Below are 16,802 nucleotides of genomic sequence, written 5' to 3' on the forward strand. Positions count from 1 at the left end.
CGCTGCTCAGAGCTGCCCCAGCACAGGCCGAGCAACGGCACCCACCGGCGTGCGCCCGTAACGGAACACCCCGTCGATTTCTTCACGCCCCAATTGCCCCTGGGCAATCAGGTAATTGAGGTGCGCCAGGGTCTCGCCCAGGGCCATCAGTTCATCGAATTGCCCGTTCACCTTGGGGAACAGCACCGCCATCAGCTGCACTGCGCTGCGCGGCGCTGTGCAGGCGTCCAGCAGTTGCTGCAGATGCACCAGGTGGTGGTCACGCAATTGGTCAAGGCGCAGGTGCAGGTTAAAGAAGGGCCGCTCGTGCGCCGGCAGTACCAGCACGTCATCCGGTACGCCGCGCAACCCTTCGATGGAGTCGAGCCATTCACGCAGCGGGTTGGCATCCGGCTCGGTCACCTGCACGCAGACACTCGACGTGATACGCGGCAGCACCTGGTCCCCGGCAATCAGCAACTGGTCTTCGGCGCAGTACAGGCAGGCATGCTCCGGCGAATGGCCACGGCCAATGCGCACCTGCCAGCGGCGCCCGCCAATGTTCAGTTCGCTGCCTTCGCTCAAGCGGTGAAAACTGGTGGGCACTTGCGGGCGAAAATGCGCCGAGTTCAGCAACGGGAACAGCGCTTCGGTCTGCTCGGTGCTCAAGCCCGCCCTGCGGTAATGCTGACGAAAGGCCCAACTGCTGCTGGGGTCGTTGTTGGCACCGAGCTGGTGCATGGCCTGGTACTCACTGGCGCTCATGAACACCGGGCAGCGAAAGCGTTCGGTCAGCCAACCGAGCACACCGACATGGTCGGAGTGAAAGTGCGTGCAGATCACCGCCAGCAATGGCAGCCCGCCCAGCACCTGCTCGAACACCCGCTCCCAGGCGTCGCGGGTTTGCCTGTTATTGAGCCCGGTATCCACCGCGACCCAGCCTTGTGCATGCTTGAGCAGGTACAGGTTGATGTGATCGAGCCCGAACGGCAGTGGCATGCGCAGCCATAGCACGCCTTCGGCGACGGCTTGCACTTCACCGTTGGCGGGCGGCGTGGGCCACGGAAAGCGCAGCCCTGCACGCCATTCGTGGCCGTGCGCGTCGAGGCTACTCACGGGCATCACCGGCGAAGGCAGCCAGGCCGAGGCTGGCCAGTACATCGCTGCTGTAGGGCACGTAGCTGCGGCTGCTGTCGTCGCGGATGAACAACGGGTCGCTGAACGCCGAGGGCGCATAGCCCTGGCGCTGCAAGTCGACCTTGCGCAACTTGAAGGTGCTGGTCAGGTCGGCGGCGGCCGACACCCGCACGAACACCGGCGCGGCATAGCGCGGCAGGCGCTGTTCGGTCAAGGCATAGAACGCGGCCGGGTCAAAGCACTGCCCAGGCTGCATCAGTACTGCGGCCATGCCCGCCCGCCCCTCTTGGCCAGGCACGCGCACACCATAGATATTGATCAGTTCAAGGCCGGGGAAATCGCCCAGAGCGGCAGCGACCTCCTGGGTCGAGACGTTCTCGCTCTTCCAGCGGAAGGTGTCGCCCACACGGTCGACGAAATAAAAGTAGCCGTCTTCGTCATAGCGCAGCAGGTCCCCCGAGCTCCAGTAGGCATCACCCTCTGCGAACACGTTGCGACGGATCTTGCTGGCCGTCGCCTCGGCCGAGGTATAGCCCTCGAAACGACCGCCACCGATTTCCGGGTGGTCGATGATAAAGCCCAGGGCCTCGCCGACTTCGCCCACCTCGCACAGCTGGTAGAAACCCTGTTCGTCCCGTGGGTGGCTGTCGGTTTCCACGTCATAGCGCACCAGGCGCAGGTTGCTCTTGTCCCAGAACGGTACCCGTCCACAGGCACCCAGGTAGTTGTCGACGTTGACCAGGTTGGCATTGGACTCGGTCGAGCCCCAGCCCTCGAACACCTGGATATCACCAAAGCGCTGCACCCAGTGTTGCCAGGTGTCGCGTGAAAGCCCTGCCCCCAGCATGCAGCGCAGGCCATGCTCGCGCTCGTCCGCCACCTCAGGCTGGTTGAGCAGGTAGCGGCAGATTTCACCGATGTACTGGAACACACTGATCTGGTGCTCGCGTACGTCCTTCCAGAACTCGCGCACGCTGAACCTGCGCCGCACAACGATTGCCGCGCCCGTCTTCAGTGCCGTGGAGGTCACCGAGGTGGCGGCCGCACCGTGGTACAGCGGCAGGCAGCAATAGAACACGTCGTGCGCCGTGGTTTGCAAGGTGACTTCCATGATGTCGCCCGTCGACATCCAGCGCATGTGGCTGTAACGCGCCGCCTTCGGCAAACCGGTGGTGCCCGAGGTGAAGATCAGCAAGCTGGGCGTTTCTGCCGGCAGGTTGGCGCGCAGGTCACGCGGGAACGGCGTGGCCGGGGCGTTGGCCAAGGCCTGGCTCAAGCCCGTATCGAGGTTGCCCGGCAATGCCCCGGCCCAGGGGCGTTCGCTGTCCGCCGCCAACCACAGGGGCAGCGTCGGCAAGCCTTCGGTGGCGACAAAGTTGCCGAGCACCTCCTCGCCCACGATCACCGCCTTGGCCGCGATGGCGTGCAGCGCGTGCACCAGCGGCTGGCCGCTGACCTGGGTATTGACGAACCCCACCACCACACCCAGCTTGGCCAGGGCGAACCAGCAGCAGAAAAACGCCGGGCGGTTCTCCATGGCCAACGCACACACATCACCCGGGCGCAGGCCGCGGGCGTGGAACACATGGGCCAAACGGTCGGCCTCGGCGTTGACCTGGGCGTAACTCAGCCGCTGTTCGCCATAGATAATGAAGGGCCGGTCCGCATGACGCAGCGCCTGCTCTTCCACCCGGTCGGCCAAGGTGTAGCGGTCGGCCGGTTTGATCCGTGCGCTGGCCTCGGCCCGGCGATCAAGGATGGCCTGCGTCTGCTCGCGCGGCACGGGGCCGAACTCGACACTGGACCGTAGGCTGGCGTTATTGAAATTGTTCATCCCTACCTCCGAAAAACCGGCTGTTCATGCAGGCGCTCAGGCGTGATTCGGGTAGTCCGAATAGCCTCGCGCACCTTTCGTATAAAGTGTCTTGCGGTCGAACCCCGCCAGCGGCAGGCCTGCGCGCAGGCGTGCCACCAGGTCTGGGTTGCCGATGAAGTGCCGGGCAAACGACACCGCCACGCCCTGCCCTGCCTCCAAGGCAGCCGCCGCCGAGGGGCCATCGAAACCGTCATTGAGAACCAGCCCGCTGCGACTGTGGCGCCGCGCCAGGGCGAAGGCGTCCAGCTCGGCCAGGGGCGAGCGCATGATGTGCAGGTAGGCCAGGCCCAAGGGGTCGACGGCCCGGCACAAGGCAGCAGCGGTAGCGGCCGGGTCGGCGTCGCTGATGTCGTTGTAAGGGTTGCCCGGGCACAGGCGCACCCCCACACGCCCGGCACCGATGGCCGCGCTCATGGCCTTGAGCACCTCGACCGGGAAGCGCACGCGGTTCTCGACCGAGCCGCCATAGCCGTCGGTGCGTTGATTGCTGCCCGAGGCCATGAACTGCATCGGCAGGTAGCCGCTGGTACAGTGCAGTTCGACCCCTTCGAACCCCGCCTCACGGGCATCCAACGCCGCACGGCGGTAGTGCTCGATCACCAGGGCGATGTCTTCCGGTGTCATGGCCTGCGGCTCATCGGTGTCCACCAGGCCGGCACTGTCGCTGAACAGCTGGGTCCGTGCGCGTATCGCCGATGGCGCCAGCGTGCGCGCCCCGTCCGGTTTGTTCAGCCAGCTGGCCGCGCGGCCTACATGCATCAACTGCAACACCATCTGCCCGCCCGCCTCGCGCACAGCGCTGGTCACCTTGCGCCAGCCGGCAATCTGCGCGCTGTTGTAGATCGCCGGTGTGCGGCAATAACCCAGGCCATCGGCAGACGGCGCGGTGCCTTCGGCAATGATCAACCCGGCACTGGCACGCTGGCGGTAGTAGTCGACCATTTCGGCCGTGGGTACCGCCTGGTCGGTGGCACGGCTGCGGGTCATCGGGGCCATGACGATACGGTTGGCCAGCGCCAGCTCACCGAGGCGCACCGGTTCGAATAAAAGACTCATCGGGGGTCCTCAGCGCACGCGAATTTTCGGCGCCGAGGCGCCGCGTCGCAGGGTGGCCAGAAAGTGTTCCAGCGGGGCCGCAGCGGCCACGTCCGGCAGCTGTGCCTTGTCGGGGCGATGCGCCCAGAACTCGGCCCAGGACGGGAACAGGTCATGGAAGGTGCCGGCATAGGGCTCACGCCCTGGCCAGCGCATCTTGCGCTCGCCGATCGGCGGTTTGTTCAGGTCGCTGGCATACCAGTAGCACGGCAGGCGGCGGCGAAAGTACCAGCGGCCCTCGATGCGCTCGTAGTCATCCCAATAGAGCATTTGCATGGTGACCCACTCCGGGCCGGTCTCGTGCTCGTTCTTGGAATACACCACACCCACCGCGTGGTCGGCGTCGAGCAGCTCGATCAGGTGCTGGCCCAGGTGGTGCGAGGTGCCGCTGAACTGGCCACGCAGGGTGGTGTCGACCCAGGCCTTGAGGTGCGCACGCCCGACCTTCTCGCGGCCCACGCGGATGTCTTCGGCAAACAGGTTGACGTGTGCGTCGAGGTCGCGCATGTCCAGCGACAGCGAGTACTTAGCGGCCAGCTGGCGGATCTCTTCGATCGACTCGAGGCGCTCGATGCGTGCCAACAACAGGTTCGGCTCCATACTCATCACTCCAGCACCGTGTAGAGTTCCGAGCTGCGCCCGCCATCCACCGGCAGGCAGGCGCCGGTGATATAGGACGCTTCGTCACTGACCAGAAAGACGATCGCGTTGGCCACCTCAAGGGGCAGGCCCACCCGACGCAGGGGGATCAGCTTCTCGGTGTTGGCGCGTGCGCGTGCATCAGCGAGCATGCCCGCCGTCGCCGGGGTGTCGATCACCCCTGGCACCACCACGTTGCACCGCACATCATGGCTGGCGCCCTCGCTGGCGGCCGCGCGGCTGAAGTTGATCACGGCGGCCTTGGCGGCGGAGTAACCGGCCATGCCGGGGGTGCCGAACAGGCCACAGATCGACGCGATATTGACGATCGCCCCGCCGCTGTGAGCCTTCATCAGCGCCATTGCCGTGCGTGTGCCCCAGAACGTGCCGTCGACCGTGGTGCTGAAGTTGGCGTGCCAGTCAGCGCGGGTGGTGGCCTCGATCGGGCCCCAGGTGTAGGCCATGGCATTGTTGACCAGAATGTCCAGGCGCCCATGGCGCTTGGCAGCGGCCTCGATGGCACCGACAAAGGCCTGTTCATCGCTGACGTCGGCCACAGCCGATTCGGCCTGGCCGCCGGCCTCACGAATGGCACTGGCCACCGCGTCCAGGGGCGCCAGGGTGCGCCCGCACAGCACCACCTTGGCGCCTTCCTCAGCCATGCGCGTGGCGGTGGCAGCACCGATCCCTGAACCCGCGCCGGTAATGAATGCCACCTTGCCTTGCAGTCGTCTGCTCATGCTCTGCTCCCGGTTCAAATGAAGGCCATGCCGCCGTTGACGGCGAGGTTCTGACCGGTAATGAAGCTGGCGTCCGCGCTGGCCAGAAACACCGCCGCCCGGGCAATTTCATCGGTCTCGCCCATGCGTCCGAGGGGGATGGCCTTGAGCATGTCCTGCAGCCACTGCTCGGGGATGTCGGCCATCATTGGCGTGTTGGTAGGCCCAGGGACCAAGGTGTTGACGCGAATGCCACTGGCCGCCAGCTCCCGCGCCATGCTGCGGGTAAGCCCCATCACACCGGCTTTGGCCGCGCAGTAATGGCCCGGGCCTTCACCGGTCATGGCCGCCGTGCTGGAAATATTGATCAGCGCGCCCTGGGTGGCGTGCTTGTGCATCAGGCGCACGCCTTCGCGGCTGCACAAGAAGGTGCCCGTGAGATTGACGCCGATGACCCGCTGCCAATGCTCATCCGGGGTGTCGACCAGGGTGTCGACCGAGCCCACACCGGCGTTGTTGACCAGAATGTCCAGCCGCCCGAAGCGCGCTTCGATTGCCGCCATGGCCGCCACCACCGAGGCGCTGTCGGCGACATTGCAGGCCAATGCCAGGGCGTTCTCGCCCAGGCCTTCGACCGTTTGCCGGGCAGCCTGCAGGTTGATGTCGGCCGCCACCACCCAAGCGCCGGCCTGGGCAAAGCGCTGGGCGATCGCCCGGCCCATGCCTTGCCCGGCACCGGTGATCAGGGCCACTTTGTTCGCTAACTTCATCGTTGATCTCCCGCATGCCTTGGCTACCTCGATCGCCGGCACGGTAGGCCGGGCGGTCGAGCACGGGACAAATCATCAACGCTGGCCAACACCCCAACATCGTCCGATAAGACTACGCAGCGTCGTTTACCCAGCGCAGGGCACGCGGCTGGTCTGAATGGACGATGCAGGCGGCTGCAAGAAGTGCGAGGCTCCTGCTTACTAGAACAAGACCGGGAGCATCCGTTGTGAACTCATCGATCCGCGTCACCTGGCGCAGCCACTACGCACTGTTCGTGCTGGCCGTGATTTACATCTTCAACTACATCGACCGGCAACTGATGGCGATCCTGATCGAACCGGTCAAGGCCGAATTCGGCATCTCCGATACCGGCATCGGCCTGCTCTCGGGCGTGACCTTCGCGGTGTTCTACACCCTGTTCGGCTTCCCGCTGGGGCGGCTTTCCGACCGCATCGGGCCAAAACCGGTGATTGCCGCCTGTTGCATCGCCTGGAGCGTGATGACCATGGCCTGCGGCCTGGCCACCAGCTTCTGGCTGCTGGTGCTGGCGCGCATCGGCGTAGCCGTGGGCGAAGCCGGAGGCACAGCGCCTTCGGTGGCGATGATCTCGCAGCTGTACCCGGCGAAAAACCGCTCTACCGCGCTGTCCATCCTGATGCTCGGCTCCAGTTTCGGGGCAATCTTCGGCCTGGGTTTCGGCGGCTGGATCGCCCAGCACTATGGCTGGCGTTCGGCGTTTCTGATCATCGGCGTACCGGGCATTCTGCTCGGGCTGCTGCTGTGGCTGACGGTACGCGCGCCGAAAATCGCCAGCCAGGCGCAACTCAAGGTCGAAGTGATTCAGGAAGGCTGGGCCACCACCGTAGCCAAACTGATGGAAACCCCCTCGTTTGTCTGGCTGCTGCTGACCGGTGCTTCCAGCGCGATTGCCGGTTACGCGATCGGTACCTGGAGCCCCAGCTTTCTGATCCGCTCCCACGGTTTGAACTTGCAGGATGCCGGGTTCCTGGTCGGCGTGGTGGGCGGCACAGGTGCCACCTTCGGCACCTTGGCCTGCGGCATCATCTCTGACCGCATGGCCCGCCGCGACGCGGGCTGGCAAATCGGTGTGCCGTTGCTGGCCACCCTGGTCAGCATCCCGTTCGGCCTGGCGTACTTCCTTTGGCCTACCGGCATTCTGTTTCACCTGGGCAACACGCCGGTCCCTACTGCGTTCCTGTTCTATGCAGGCTTTGCCTTCTTCGGCACCTGGTGGGCAACCCCGTGCCTGGGCGCGGTAACCCACCTGTTCCCGGCCGCGCGCCTGGCCCAGGCCACGTCGATATTCGTCATGGCCATGACCTTGCTCGGGGTTGGCGTCGGCCCGCTGCTGATCGGCGTGCTCAGCGACTGGTTCGCCCCGGCCCTGGGCACTGAAGCCTTGCGCTATGCGCTGGCGACGTCGATATCAATGCTGATGCTTTCCACCGTATTCCTGGGCATGGCCCTGCCGCGCTACCGCGCTCGCATGGTGCAATCGGCAGCCCAGCCCGCCGCCCCTGAAACCGCAGTAACCGCCTGATGAATGGAGAACAGAAGATGTCAGAACAAGACCTACCGCTGCCCGTAGGCCACTTCGTCACCCTGGACAACGGCCTGCGCCTGCACTACCTCGACGAAGGCAGTGGCCCCGTGGTGCTGTGGTTGCACGGCAGTGGGCCAGGCGCCAGTGGCTACAGCAACTTCAAAGGCAACTACCCCGACTTCGTGGCCGCCGGCTTTCGCAACCTGGTCATCGACCTGCCCGGCTTCGGTCGCTCGGACAAACCCGATAACATCCAGTACGACCTGGACTTCTTTGTCAGTGCGGTGTCCGCCCTGCTCAAGGCCCTCGACATCCAGCGCTGCACCCTGCTCGGCAATTCCCTGGGCGGCGCCATTGCCATCGGCCTGGGCCTGGCCGAGCCCGCGCTGCTCGACAAGCTGATCCTGATGGCACCGGGCGGTGTCGAAGAGCGTGAAACCTACTTCAAGAAGATCGGCATCCAGCGCATGGTCGAGCTGTTCAATGCAGGCCCGCTGGACATCGACAAAATGCGCCAGATCATGAGCCTGCAACTGTTCGATGCCTCACAGCTGCCCGACAGCCTGCTAGCCGAGCGTGTGGCGGTAGCGGCGCATCAGCCGCGCTGCCTGTTCTCGACCATGATGGTGCCGAACATGACCGAGCGCCTTGAAGAGTTGCAGGTGCCGATCCTCGGTTTCTGGGGCACCAACGACAACTTCAACCCAGTGGGCGGTGCCATGAAAGTGCTCGACAACGCCCCCAACGCCCGCTTTATTGTGCTCAACCGATGCGGCCACTGGGTTCAGGTCGAACACCGTGAGTTGTTCAACCGCGAGTGCCTGGACTTCCTTCGCCACGCATGAGCCCTGTGCGGCAGCGACAGCCTGGTCGCTGCCGCACACGCTCGTTACCTCCAAGGGCTGAGATAACAATGACAAACTTGTCCCACTTGCTTGCACCTGGGCGAATAGGCCCGTTGCAGTTGCGTAACCGCCTGATCATGGCGCCCATGGGCTCCAACTATGCCGAGGCCGACGGCCACTGCGGCGAACGCATCCAGGCCTACTATGAAGCCCGCGCCGCCGGTGGCGCGGGCTTGCTCATCATGGGCGTGTGTGCCATCGCGTTTCCGGCCGGCACTGCCGAACCATACCAGGTCGGCGTCTCTTCCGATGCGTTCATCCCAGGCCTTGCGCGCCTGGCCGAACGCGTGCACAAGCACGGCGCAAAAATCGCCATGCAACTGCAGCACGCGGGCAAGAACGCCATACGCGACATGGCTGCAGGCCGGCCGTTGTGGGTGCCTTCGCTGCCCCCTGCCAGCAGCTCCGACATGATGCAGGCCCTGACCCCGGAAGAGCTGGCCTCGTTTGTCAGCGCCGTGCGCGGGCGCAAGGGCGGTATCGAAATGCGCGTGATGGACCAGGACGACATCGCGCAGATGGTCGAATGGTTCGCCGCCGCAGCCGAGCGGGCACAGCGGGCGGGTTTCGATGGCGTCGAGCTGCATGCCGCGCACAACTACATCCTCGCCGGGTTCCTGTCGCCGTATTACAACCGCCGCGAAGACCAGTACGGCGGTGTGTTGGAAAACCGCGCACGCTTGCTGCTGCAAGTGCTGGCCGCCGTGCGCGCCCGGGTCGGGCCCAGCTTTGGTGTGTGGCTGCGGCTGGATGCCGAAGAAATGCACACCCCTGGCGGTATCACCTTGGCTGACGCGCAGGCAGTGGCGAAGCTGGCCGAGGCCTCTGGGGCGGACGCCATCAGCGTGTCGGCGTATGCCGCCACCACCAGTGGCGTCGCCTTCACGCAAGCGCCGCTGGTGCAGAAACCCGCGGGGTTTCTGGAGTGGACAGCAGCCATCAAGCAGTGTGTGAATGTGCCGGTGATCGCGGTGGGGCGCATCGAGCCGGAGGTCGGCGAACAGGCAATTGCCACCGGCCAATGCGACTACATCGCCATGGGCCGCAAGCTGCTAGCCGACCCCGAGTTGCCCAACAAACTCGCCGCTGGCCAGCTGCAGGCTGTCCGCCCGTGCATCTATTGCTATGTGTGTGTCAGCCAGATCTTCATCAATGAACGTGTGAAGTGCGCAGTCAACCCGCAAACCGGTCACGAGGTCGAGCGGGTGATCAGCCCGGCCACCACCGTGCAGCACGTGGCGGTGGTCGGCGCCGGCCCGGCCGGCCTGGAAGCCGCACGTGTCGCCGCCTTGCGCGGGCACCGGGTGACCTTGCTGGAACGTGGCGAGCGCCTCGGCGGTACCTTGTTCTTTGCCGCCCTCGCCTACCCGGAAAACGGCCGCCTGCTCGACAACCTGCAGCACCAGGTCCGCCAACTGCCCATCGAGGTGCGCCTTGGCACCGCGGTGGATGCAGCGCTGCTGCGTGAGCTTGCGGTCGACCAGGTGATCGTCGCCACCGGCGCCCAGCGCGCAGCCCCCGACATACCCGGCGCCGACCAGGACCATGTGTGGAGTGGCGATGAGCTGCGCCGCTTGATGACCGGAGATCGCGCCGAGGCCATCGCCAAACGCAAACTGTCGCTGGCCCAGCGCGCCATGATGAAGGCCGGCAGCCTGATCGGCGTTACCGACAGCACCGAAGCCATGCAGAAGCTTTCGCATGTCTGGATGCCCCTGGGCAAGCGCGTGACTATCATCGGCGGTGGGCTGGTGGGGCTGGAGCTGGCGGAGTTCCTCATCGAGCGTGGGCGCCAGGTGTGCGTGCTGGAAAGTTCGAGCCACCTCGGCCGGGAACTGGCCATCGTGCGCCGTTGGCGGGTACTGCATGGCATTCGTGAACATGGCGGGCAACTGTTGACGGGGATTACCGTCACGGCGATTGAAGGCAACCGCGTGCGCTATCAAACGGCCGAGGGTGAAGCGGGCGAGGTGCGCGGCGATTCAGTGGTACTGGCGAGCGGTGCAATGCCGGATACCACCTTGAGCGATGCCCTGGGCCGTGCCGGTTTCAAAGTCGTCAGTATTGGTGATTGTGAGAACTTGGGTTATATCGAAGGGGCGATTGCAGCGGGTCACCGGGCGGGGCGCGAAGCTTGATCTCGTTAGTGTGGTGTTTCATTGGCACTTCTGAAACACCACACTAGGCTTGCGCTTCATCAAGCGCAGAGGGATGACGGGTTGCATTCGATATTTGTCGCAGTAGCGGCGTAGCACTTCGGCGTCGTAGCCCGTGTCAGCAAGCAACCATTTACAGCGTTTGCGCGGGCGGCCACGTTGGGTTGACGGAATGCTGACTTCGTCCAGCAGCAGCTGGGCGTAATTGATGTCTGGCTTGACCGCCAGAGAGTAGGAAGCGCAACGCTATCCCGTTGGCGTCGCAGAGCATGTGGATTTTGGAGGCTCGGGGTACACGTACTGCGGTTGAGTCAATCATCACGTTTTTGCATGTCGATCAAACCTTGATGATTGAGCTTGAGGTGCAGGACGGGAAAGGGCCGCAAAGCGGCCCCAAATGTAACCGGTGCAGGCCCCGTTAACGCCCCATCGCCCGCGCCGCATCAGCGGTGTACATGTCCGGGGTGAACTTGGCTTCGTTGAGGACCGGCCCCTTCTTCGCTTCGTTGGTCATGCCGTAGCCGGTGTACTGGCCCGAGTTCAGGTCCATGAAGAACTGCGAACCCGCTTGCCAGGCGCTCATGTCCGGGTGGTAGTAGTAGTTGACCATCGCATGCTTCCACAATGCGCCACGGCTGTCGTAGTTGTCCGAAAGCACCGAGTTCCAGGTGTCCTCGTCGATGAACAGCACGCGCTTGCCATACACATGGCGATAGCCTTCTTTCAAGGTTGCCTCCAGCACCCACACCCGACGCAACTCATAGCGCATGTAGTCCGGGTTGGGGTGGTTAGGGGTCAGCAAGTTTGCGTATTTCACATCGCCGGCGTTGGGCTTGTACGCGTTGGCGGGTACGTAGATCTCGCGCTTGCCGATCAGCTTCCAGTTGTAGCGTTCGGGCGAGCCGTTGTACAGGCGGTCTTCATCCACGGTCATGGTGCCGTTGGTACCGATCATCGGTTGGTCGTAACCGTACCCGGGCAACTGCCGCACGCGCCGCGTCGAAGGGCTGTAGCTCCAGGCCTGGCGCGGGTTGGCGAGGAAGTTGTAGGGCTCATGCGAGATGCTTACCACACCATTGTCCCGGGCAGGCTTCAAGGTGGTGTTCCAGCTCATCGCCTGGACCGAGTCCTCGGTCTTGGGCTCGACCGTCGGTGAGTTGGCCTGCGACATGTTTCGCGCATGGGCACGCCCCCAGCCGATGCTGCCGTTGGGCAGTACCGACGCCAGGTCGCTGATCTTTTCTTCGGTATAGGCACGCGCCGGAAGTTGGTGATTCCACAGCAGCTCCAGCCCGTTCCTGGGGATCGGGAACGGCACCTGGCCGAGGCCTTCGATGCCCATGCCGTCGTCGACCAGCTTGGCATTCAAGGCGTTGTACTTGACCCGCTCGCAGACGTAGTCCGGGTAGCGGAAGTCGCGATGGCCTGGGTAGATGTTCATCTTGTAGGTGGTGGGGTAACGCTTGAGCAATGCCTTCTGCCCTTCGGTCAGGTGGCTTTCGTACTGGCTCATGTTCTGCGCCGTGATCACCAGGATCGGCTGCTCGTTCGCGTAGGGGTCCACCGGTTGATCACCGGAGAATTTCACATGGTTCCAGCCCGGCACTTCTCCCAGGTACTTACCGGTGTAGGGCGGGATGGTACCTTCGGCGTTGCCGGCTTTTTCTGCACCGACACAGGTGAGTTCCTTACCGAGCTTCGCCGCTTCTTCGGGCGAAACTTGCGCAAGTGCGTTGCCTTGCAGGCCGACATTGACAGCTAATGAAGCTACGAACATCACGCCTTTTGTTATTTTCATCGGGTGGCTCCTTCGCAGACCAGGACTACTGGGGTACTCCATTGTTCCTGATCTGCTGGGGAGAACATCGTCCGGAAAGACTACACAGTCACGCGCCGACCACCAATTGCCTGACCTGCGCCTTGACCAGTTTGCCCGACGCATTACGCGGCAACGGGGTGTACGCCGTATGGACCTCTGCCGGGACCTTGTAGGCTGCCAGGCGCTGGCCAATGAAAGTGCACACCTGCTCGCTGGAGGGCGGTGGCTGCAGCTCGCTGCGCACGACCAGCGCCAGGCGCTCACCCAAAGCCTCGTCGGCTACCGCAAAGGCGGCCGCTTCAAGCACCCCAGGCATCTCGCAGATACAGGACTCCACTTCACTGGCAGAAATCATCTCGCCGGCGCGGTTGATCATGTCCTTGGCCCGGTCGGTGATGAACAGGAAGCCCTCCTCGTCCAGATGGCCAATATCGCCGGTGTCCAACCAGCCGTCCTGCAGCGTCTCGGCGCTGGTCTGCGGCAACTGCCAGTAGGCCGTCATCAAGGTCGGCGAGCGCAACCAGATCAGCCCCGTCTGGCCCGGCGGCAGCGGCGACGTCGGGTGGGGGCCGATGCACACATCGACGATCGGCAGCGGCCAGCCGACCGAGTCAGGTTTGTAGACGAACTGATCGCCGCCCACCGCCGCGCAGATGCCATTGCTTTCGGTCAGGCCGTAGCCACTGCCGCTGATGGCCAGGGGCTTGCACTTGGTGATGTGCGACAGCAGCCGGCCGGACGCCGCCGCACCGCCCAGGCCAAGGCCGTACAAGCTGTCGCTGTCACGGCTGTCGAAGCGCGGCGAGCCGAGCAACTGCTGCATCATCACCGGCGCGCCATTGAACTGGGTGCAACGCTCGTCGCGGATCAGGTCGAAGGCTTTTTCCACGTCCCACTTGTACATCAGCAACAAGCGCCGGCCACTGCGCAGCGCCAGCAAGAACTGCGCATGCAACCCACTGACATGAAACAACGGCACCGCCATCAGGTTGGTCGGCGCCAGGCCGCTGGCGATCACCGCCTTGATCCGCTCGGGCGAGCTCATGGCGCAGAACGCGGCCTGAAACTCCAGCGCTGCCAATGCCTGGCAAATGGCCCGGTGACTGGAAAGCACACCTTTGGCGCGGCTCGTGGTACCAGAGGTGTAGAGGATCAGCGCAGGGTCATCCGGGGCGATGGTGATCGCTGGCAAGCTCAGCGCGGGGGCCTCGATCAGCGCCTCGAAACGCTGGCAGTTGGCTGGCAGCGGTTGCCCTGGCGGCATGCCGACCACAATACTGAGTAGCCGCTCTTCGAGCAGGTCGCCTGCCAGCAGCTGCTGGCGCTGTTCGTCGCACACCAGCACCTGGGCGCCGCTGTCCTGCAGGCCATGGAACAACTCGTCACGCAGCCCCCAGCTGTTGAGCGGTACACACACCGCCCCACAGCGCTGGATGGCGACGAACGCCACCAGCCACGCCGGCTGGTTGCGCATGGCGATGGCTACCCGATCACCTGGGCGCACCGCAAAGCGCTGCACCAGTTGCGCGGCCAGCCGGTCGGCCTGGTCAAAGAACGCAGTGAAGGTCAGGCGCTGCTGCTCCCATACCAGAAACTCACGCTCGCCGTGCGCACGGCCAATATCGATGGCCTCAAGCAGGTTCGCGGCCGCATTGCGAAAATACCGTACCCCACCCTCGGCCGCAGACACCACCTCGTACGGCGAGCCTGGGCCAATCAACTGCTGCCAGGTGGTACGCCACTGTTGCAGGTTCATTGTTCACTTCTCCAAAGACTTGAGGGCGCCATAGCGCGCGCACTGAAAGTCACTGTCACCCAGGCAGGCCTGAGCCACCCGAATGCGCTTGAGGTACAGGCCGACGTCCAGCTCGTCGGTGACGCCGATGCCGCCATGCATCTGCACCGTTTCATTGCTGACCTGCGCCGCGGCTTCACCGGCCTTCCATTTGGCCAGGCTGACCAGGCGGCCACGTTCGCTGGCGCTCAGCGTGCCGTCATCCAGTGCCGACAACCCGGCCATCACCGCGCTGCGGGCCAGCTGCAACTCCACGTACAAGCGTGCCGCCCGGTGCTGCAGGGCCTGGAACGAACCGATCGGCACATCGAACTGCACGCGGGTCTTGAGGTATTCCAGGGTCATGGCAAACAGCTGCTCGGCAGCGCCGAGCATTTCTGCCGCAAGGCACACCCGGCCGCGGTCGAGGGCTTCGTCCAGCGCTGCCCAGGCCGCGCCTGCGCTGCCGAGCAAGGCATCCTCGCCAAGGTGCACGGCACTCAGGCGCAGCCACGCGCAGTTGCGTGAATCGATCAACGACAGCGCATTGGCCTGCAGCCCCGGCGTGTCGGCCGGCACCAGGAACAGGCTGACCCCCTGCTCTTCCCCAGCCTGCCCGGCCGTACGGGCCGCCACCAGGTAGGCATCCGCGCCAAGGCCGTCAATCACGAAATACTTCTCGCCATCCAGGCGGTAACCGCCCGGCACGGCCGTCGCCGCCAGTGCGGTGTGGGCCGGGTCGTGCCGTGGCTTTTCATCCAGCGCCAGGGCCAGGCGCCGCTCACCGCTGATCAGCGCCGTCAGCCACGGGTCCTGCTGCGCAGGTGAGCCCACCAAGTGCAGCAGCGACCCCCCCAGCACCACGCTGGACAACAACGGCGACGCCGAGAGGTTCTTGCCAATGGCTTCGAAAATCGGCCCCAGGCCCATGCAACCAAAATCCAGCCCACCCAGGGCCTCGGGAAACGGTATGCCAGTCCAACCCAGGCCAACAGCCTCTTGCCACACCTGCCGGTCATACCCCGGCGGCTGTGCCAGGTCTCGCAGCTGGCGCTGCGCCGCTACCGGGCTGCGCGCCGCCAGAAACTCATGGGCACTGTCGGCCAACAGGCGTTGCTCATCGCTATACACCAGACTCATGGTCAAACTCCCCTCAGGCGCTTGGCAGGTTCAAGACCCGCTTGGCGATCACATTCAACTGCACTTCCGACGAGCCGCCAGAGATGGTCAAGGCATAGCTGTTGAGCCAGCCGCGGGTAATCGCCAGTTCCTGGGCACTGAACGGCTCATCGGCAACACCCAGCGCGCGATAGCCGAGGGCGTCGAGCAGCACCTCGAACTTGTCGCGCTCCTGCTCGGTATGCACCAGCTTCATGATTGCCATCAGCGCGCTGGTGTCCCGGCCGGCCCGCCCCTCCTCGCCCATGCGCTGCACGGTCAGGTTGTAGGCGTGCTCGTTCATCGCACAGGCCTGGGCACGGGCGCGCAACGCCTGGTCGGCGGGTGCCTGGCTGGCGGGCAGGTATTGCTCGATCAGCGGCAGCAGGTGGAAATGCGTCGGCAGGCTGAACTCGCCGAACTTGGACATGGCCTTGCGCTCGTGCTGCAACAAGCGCTTGCCCAGGTCCCATCCGCCGTTGAGCGGGCCGATCAGCTGGCTTCGCGGAACCCGGACATTGTCGAAGAACACCTGGCAGAACGCCGACTTGCCGCTGATCAGGTCGATCGGCGCTACGCTGACCCCGGGGCTTGTCATGTCCAGCACGATCAGGCTGATGCCCTGGTGCTTCGGCGCCTTGGGGTCGGTGCGCACCAGCGCATACATCCAGTCGGATTTGTCACCGTAGGAGGTCCAGATCTTGGTGCCATTGATCACGAAGTCATCGCCCTCGGCGATGGCCGAGGTTTTCAGGCTGGCAAGGTCGGAGCCGGCATTGGGTTCGGAAAAGCCCTGGCACCAGCGCACTTCGCCGCGGCACATCGGCGGCAGCAGTGCCTGCTTCTGTGCCTCGCTGGCAAATTCCAGCAGCACCGGGCCGAGCATCCAGATACCCAGGTTGATTTGCGGCGGCCGGCACTTGAGCCTGCGCAGTTCGCTTTCGAGCACGGCGTTGTACTCGGCACCCAGGCCTGCGCCGCCGTACTCGACGGGCCATTGTGGGCAAAACCAACCTTTGTCGCGCATGCGCTCGAACCACACGCGGGCATCGTCGCTTGGGAAGTCCACCTGACGGCCGCCCCAGACGATCTCCCCGTCGGGGGTAGGCGTGCGCAGCGACGCGGGGCAGTTGGCCTCCAGCCAGTCACGCGTCGCTTGCCTGAATTGCTCGATTGCGCTCATTCGTTCACCTTGCAGGGACGTTATTGT

The 16,802-nt window shown here is 64.5% G+C and carries 13 protein-coding genes and 1 pseudogene; 3 read left to right on the top strand and 11 right to left on the bottom strand.

Annotated elements, in window-relative coordinates; genetic code table 11:
- Window positions 1–6: 6 nt before the first annotated feature.
- The 6 genes from LOY26_RS15170 to LOY26_RS15195 are packed head-to-tail and all read right to left on the bottom strand — an operon-like array spanning window position 7 to window position 6,215.
- Entirely contained in the window at window positions 7–1,095 is a 1,089-nt protein-coding gene (locus LOY26_RS15170; RefSeq protein WP_258713737.1) for an MBL fold metallo-hydrolase, read from the bottom strand.
- Window positions 1,088–2,950, bottom strand: coding sequence for a long-chain-acyl-CoA synthetase (locus LOY26_RS15175; RefSeq protein ID WP_186664332.1), 1,863 nt, complete (start codon window positions 2,948–2,950; stop codon window positions 1,088–1,090). The genes LOY26_RS15170 and LOY26_RS15175 overlap by 8 nt, the downstream gene beginning before the upstream one ends.
- A 36-nt stretch (window positions 2,951–2,986) precedes the next feature.
- Window positions 2,987–4,048, bottom strand: coding sequence for an alkene reductase (locus LOY26_RS15180; RefSeq protein ID WP_258713738.1), 1,062 nt, complete (start codon window positions 4,046–4,048; stop codon window positions 2,987–2,989).
- A 9-nt stretch (window positions 4,049–4,057) separates the two neighbouring features.
- Entirely contained in the window at window positions 4,058–4,687 is a 630-nt protein-coding gene (locus LOY26_RS15185) for a nuclear transport factor 2 family protein (protein WP_186664456.1), read from the bottom strand.
- A gap of 5 nt (window positions 4,688–4,692) precedes the next feature.
- Window positions 4,693–5,466 carry an SDR family NAD(P)-dependent oxidoreductase gene (locus LOY26_RS15190; protein WP_186664336.1) on the bottom strand — a complete coding sequence of 258 codons (774 nt, stop codon included), beginning with the start codon at window positions 5,464–5,466 and terminating at the stop codon, window positions 4,693–4,695.
- A 14-nt stretch (window positions 5,467–5,480) separates the two neighbouring features.
- Entirely contained in the window at window positions 5,481–6,215 is a 735-nt protein-coding gene (locus LOY26_RS15195) for an SDR family NAD(P)-dependent oxidoreductase (protein WP_186664338.1), read from the bottom strand.
- A gap of 227 nt (window positions 6,216–6,442) precedes the next feature.
- Here LOY26_RS15195 and LOY26_RS15200 point away from each other — a divergent pair, with 227 nt between their 5' ends.
- From LOY26_RS15200 to LOY26_RS15210, 3 genes are all read left to right on the top strand, one after another.
- On the top strand, window positions 6,443–7,777 hold the full coding sequence (locus tag LOY26_RS15200) for an MFS transporter (RefSeq protein ID WP_186664340.1): 1,335 nt from the start codon (window positions 6,443–6,445) through the stop codon (window positions 7,775–7,777).
- Between the two features lie 17 nt (window positions 7,778–7,794).
- Window positions 7,795–8,625, top strand: a complete 831-nt coding sequence (locus LOY26_RS15205) for an alpha/beta fold hydrolase (RefSeq protein ID WP_186664342.1) — start codon at window positions 7,795–7,797, stop codon at window positions 8,623–8,625.
- A 68-nt stretch (window positions 8,626–8,693) separates the two neighbouring features.
- Window positions 8,694–10,823 carry an FAD-dependent oxidoreductase gene (locus tag LOY26_RS15210; RefSeq protein WP_186664344.1) on the top strand — a complete coding sequence of 710 codons (2,130 nt, stop codon included), beginning with the start codon at window positions 8,694–8,696 and terminating at the stop codon, window positions 10,821–10,823.
- 45 nt (window positions 10,824–10,868) lie between these two features.
- Here LOY26_RS15210 and LOY26_RS15215 read toward each other — a convergent pair.
- The 5 genes and pseudogenes from LOY26_RS15215 to LOY26_RS15235 all read right to left on the bottom strand — a co-directional run.
- A pseudogene (locus LOY26_RS15215) lies at window positions 10,869–11,209 on the bottom strand (transposase); the annotation flags it as partial.
- A gap of 50 nt (window positions 11,210–11,259) precedes the next feature.
- Window positions 11,260–12,639, bottom strand: coding sequence for a DUF1329 domain-containing protein (locus tag LOY26_RS15220; protein WP_186664346.1), 1,380 nt, complete (start codon window positions 12,637–12,639; stop codon window positions 11,260–11,262).
- Between the two features lie 88 nt (window positions 12,640–12,727).
- The gene (locus LOY26_RS15225; RefSeq protein ID WP_186664348.1) at window positions 12,728–14,416 is read right to left on the bottom strand and encodes a class I adenylate-forming enzyme family protein; all 1,689 of its coding nucleotides are present in this window, start codon (window positions 14,414–14,416) and stop codon (window positions 12,728–12,730) included.
- Window positions 14,417–14,419: 3 nt separating this feature from the next.
- A complete protein-coding gene (locus LOY26_RS15230; RefSeq protein WP_258713739.1) occupies window positions 14,420–15,574 on the bottom strand; it encodes an acyl-CoA dehydrogenase family protein in 1,155 nt (384 codons plus the stop codon).
- Between the two features lie 13 nt (window positions 15,575–15,587).
- On the bottom strand, window positions 15,588–16,775 hold the full coding sequence (locus LOY26_RS15235; protein WP_258713740.1) for an acyl-CoA dehydrogenase family protein: 1,188 nt from the start codon (window positions 16,773–16,775) through the stop codon (window positions 15,588–15,590).
- Window positions 16,776–16,802: the final 27 nt, after the last annotated feature.

The organism is Pseudomonas sp. B21-047, from assembly GCF_024748775.1.
In the GTDB taxonomy this organism is placed as follows: domain Bacteria; phylum Pseudomonadota; class Gammaproteobacteria; order Pseudomonadales; family Pseudomonadaceae; genus Aquipseudomonas; species Aquipseudomonas capeferrum.

What these genes read in the sequence shown, in the direction of transcription:
- LOY26_RS15175 (WP_186664332.1), bottom strand. Translation starts at nt 2,950, where the DNA reads ATGAACAATTTCAATAACGCCAGCCTACGGTCCAGTGTCGAGTTCGGC.
- LOY26_RS15180 (WP_258713738.1), bottom strand. Translation starts at nt 4,048, where the DNA reads ATGAGTCTTTTATTCGAACCGGTGCGCCTCGGTGAGCTGGCGCTGGCC.
- LOY26_RS15185 (WP_186664456.1), bottom strand. Translation starts at nt 4,687, where the DNA reads ATGGAGCCGAACCTGTTGTTGGCACGCATCGAGCGCCTCGAGTCGATC.
- LOY26_RS15190 (WP_186664336.1), bottom strand. Translation starts at nt 5,466, where the DNA reads ATGAGCAGACGACTGCAAGGCAAGGTGGCATTCATTACCGGCGCGGGT.
- LOY26_RS15195 (WP_186664338.1), bottom strand. Translation starts at nt 6,215, where the DNA reads ATGAAGTTAGCGAACAAAGTGGCCCTGATCACCGGTGCCGGGCAAGGC.
- LOY26_RS15205 (WP_186664342.1), top strand. Translation starts at nt 7,795, where the DNA reads ATGTCAGAACAAGACCTACCGCTGCCCGTAGGCCACTTCGTCACCCTG.
- LOY26_RS15210 (WP_186664344.1), top strand. Translation starts at nt 8,694, where the DNA reads ATGACAAACTTGTCCCACTTGCTTGCACCTGGGCGAATAGGCCCGTTG.
- LOY26_RS15220 (WP_186664346.1), bottom strand. Translation starts at nt 12,639, where the DNA reads ATGAAAATAACAAAAGGCGTGATGTTCGTAGCTTCATTAGCTGTCAAT.
- LOY26_RS15225 (WP_186664348.1), bottom strand. Translation starts at nt 14,416, where the DNA reads ATGAACCTGCAACAGTGGCGTACCACCTGGCAGCAGTTGATTGGCCCA.
- LOY26_RS15230 (WP_258713739.1), bottom strand. Translation starts at nt 15,574, where the DNA reads ATGAGTCTGGTGTATAGCGATGAGCAACGCCTGTTGGCCGACAGTGCC.
- LOY26_RS15235 (WP_258713740.1), bottom strand. Translation starts at nt 16,775, where the DNA reads ATGAGCGCAATCGAGCAATTCAGGCAAGCGACGCGTGACTGGCTGGAG.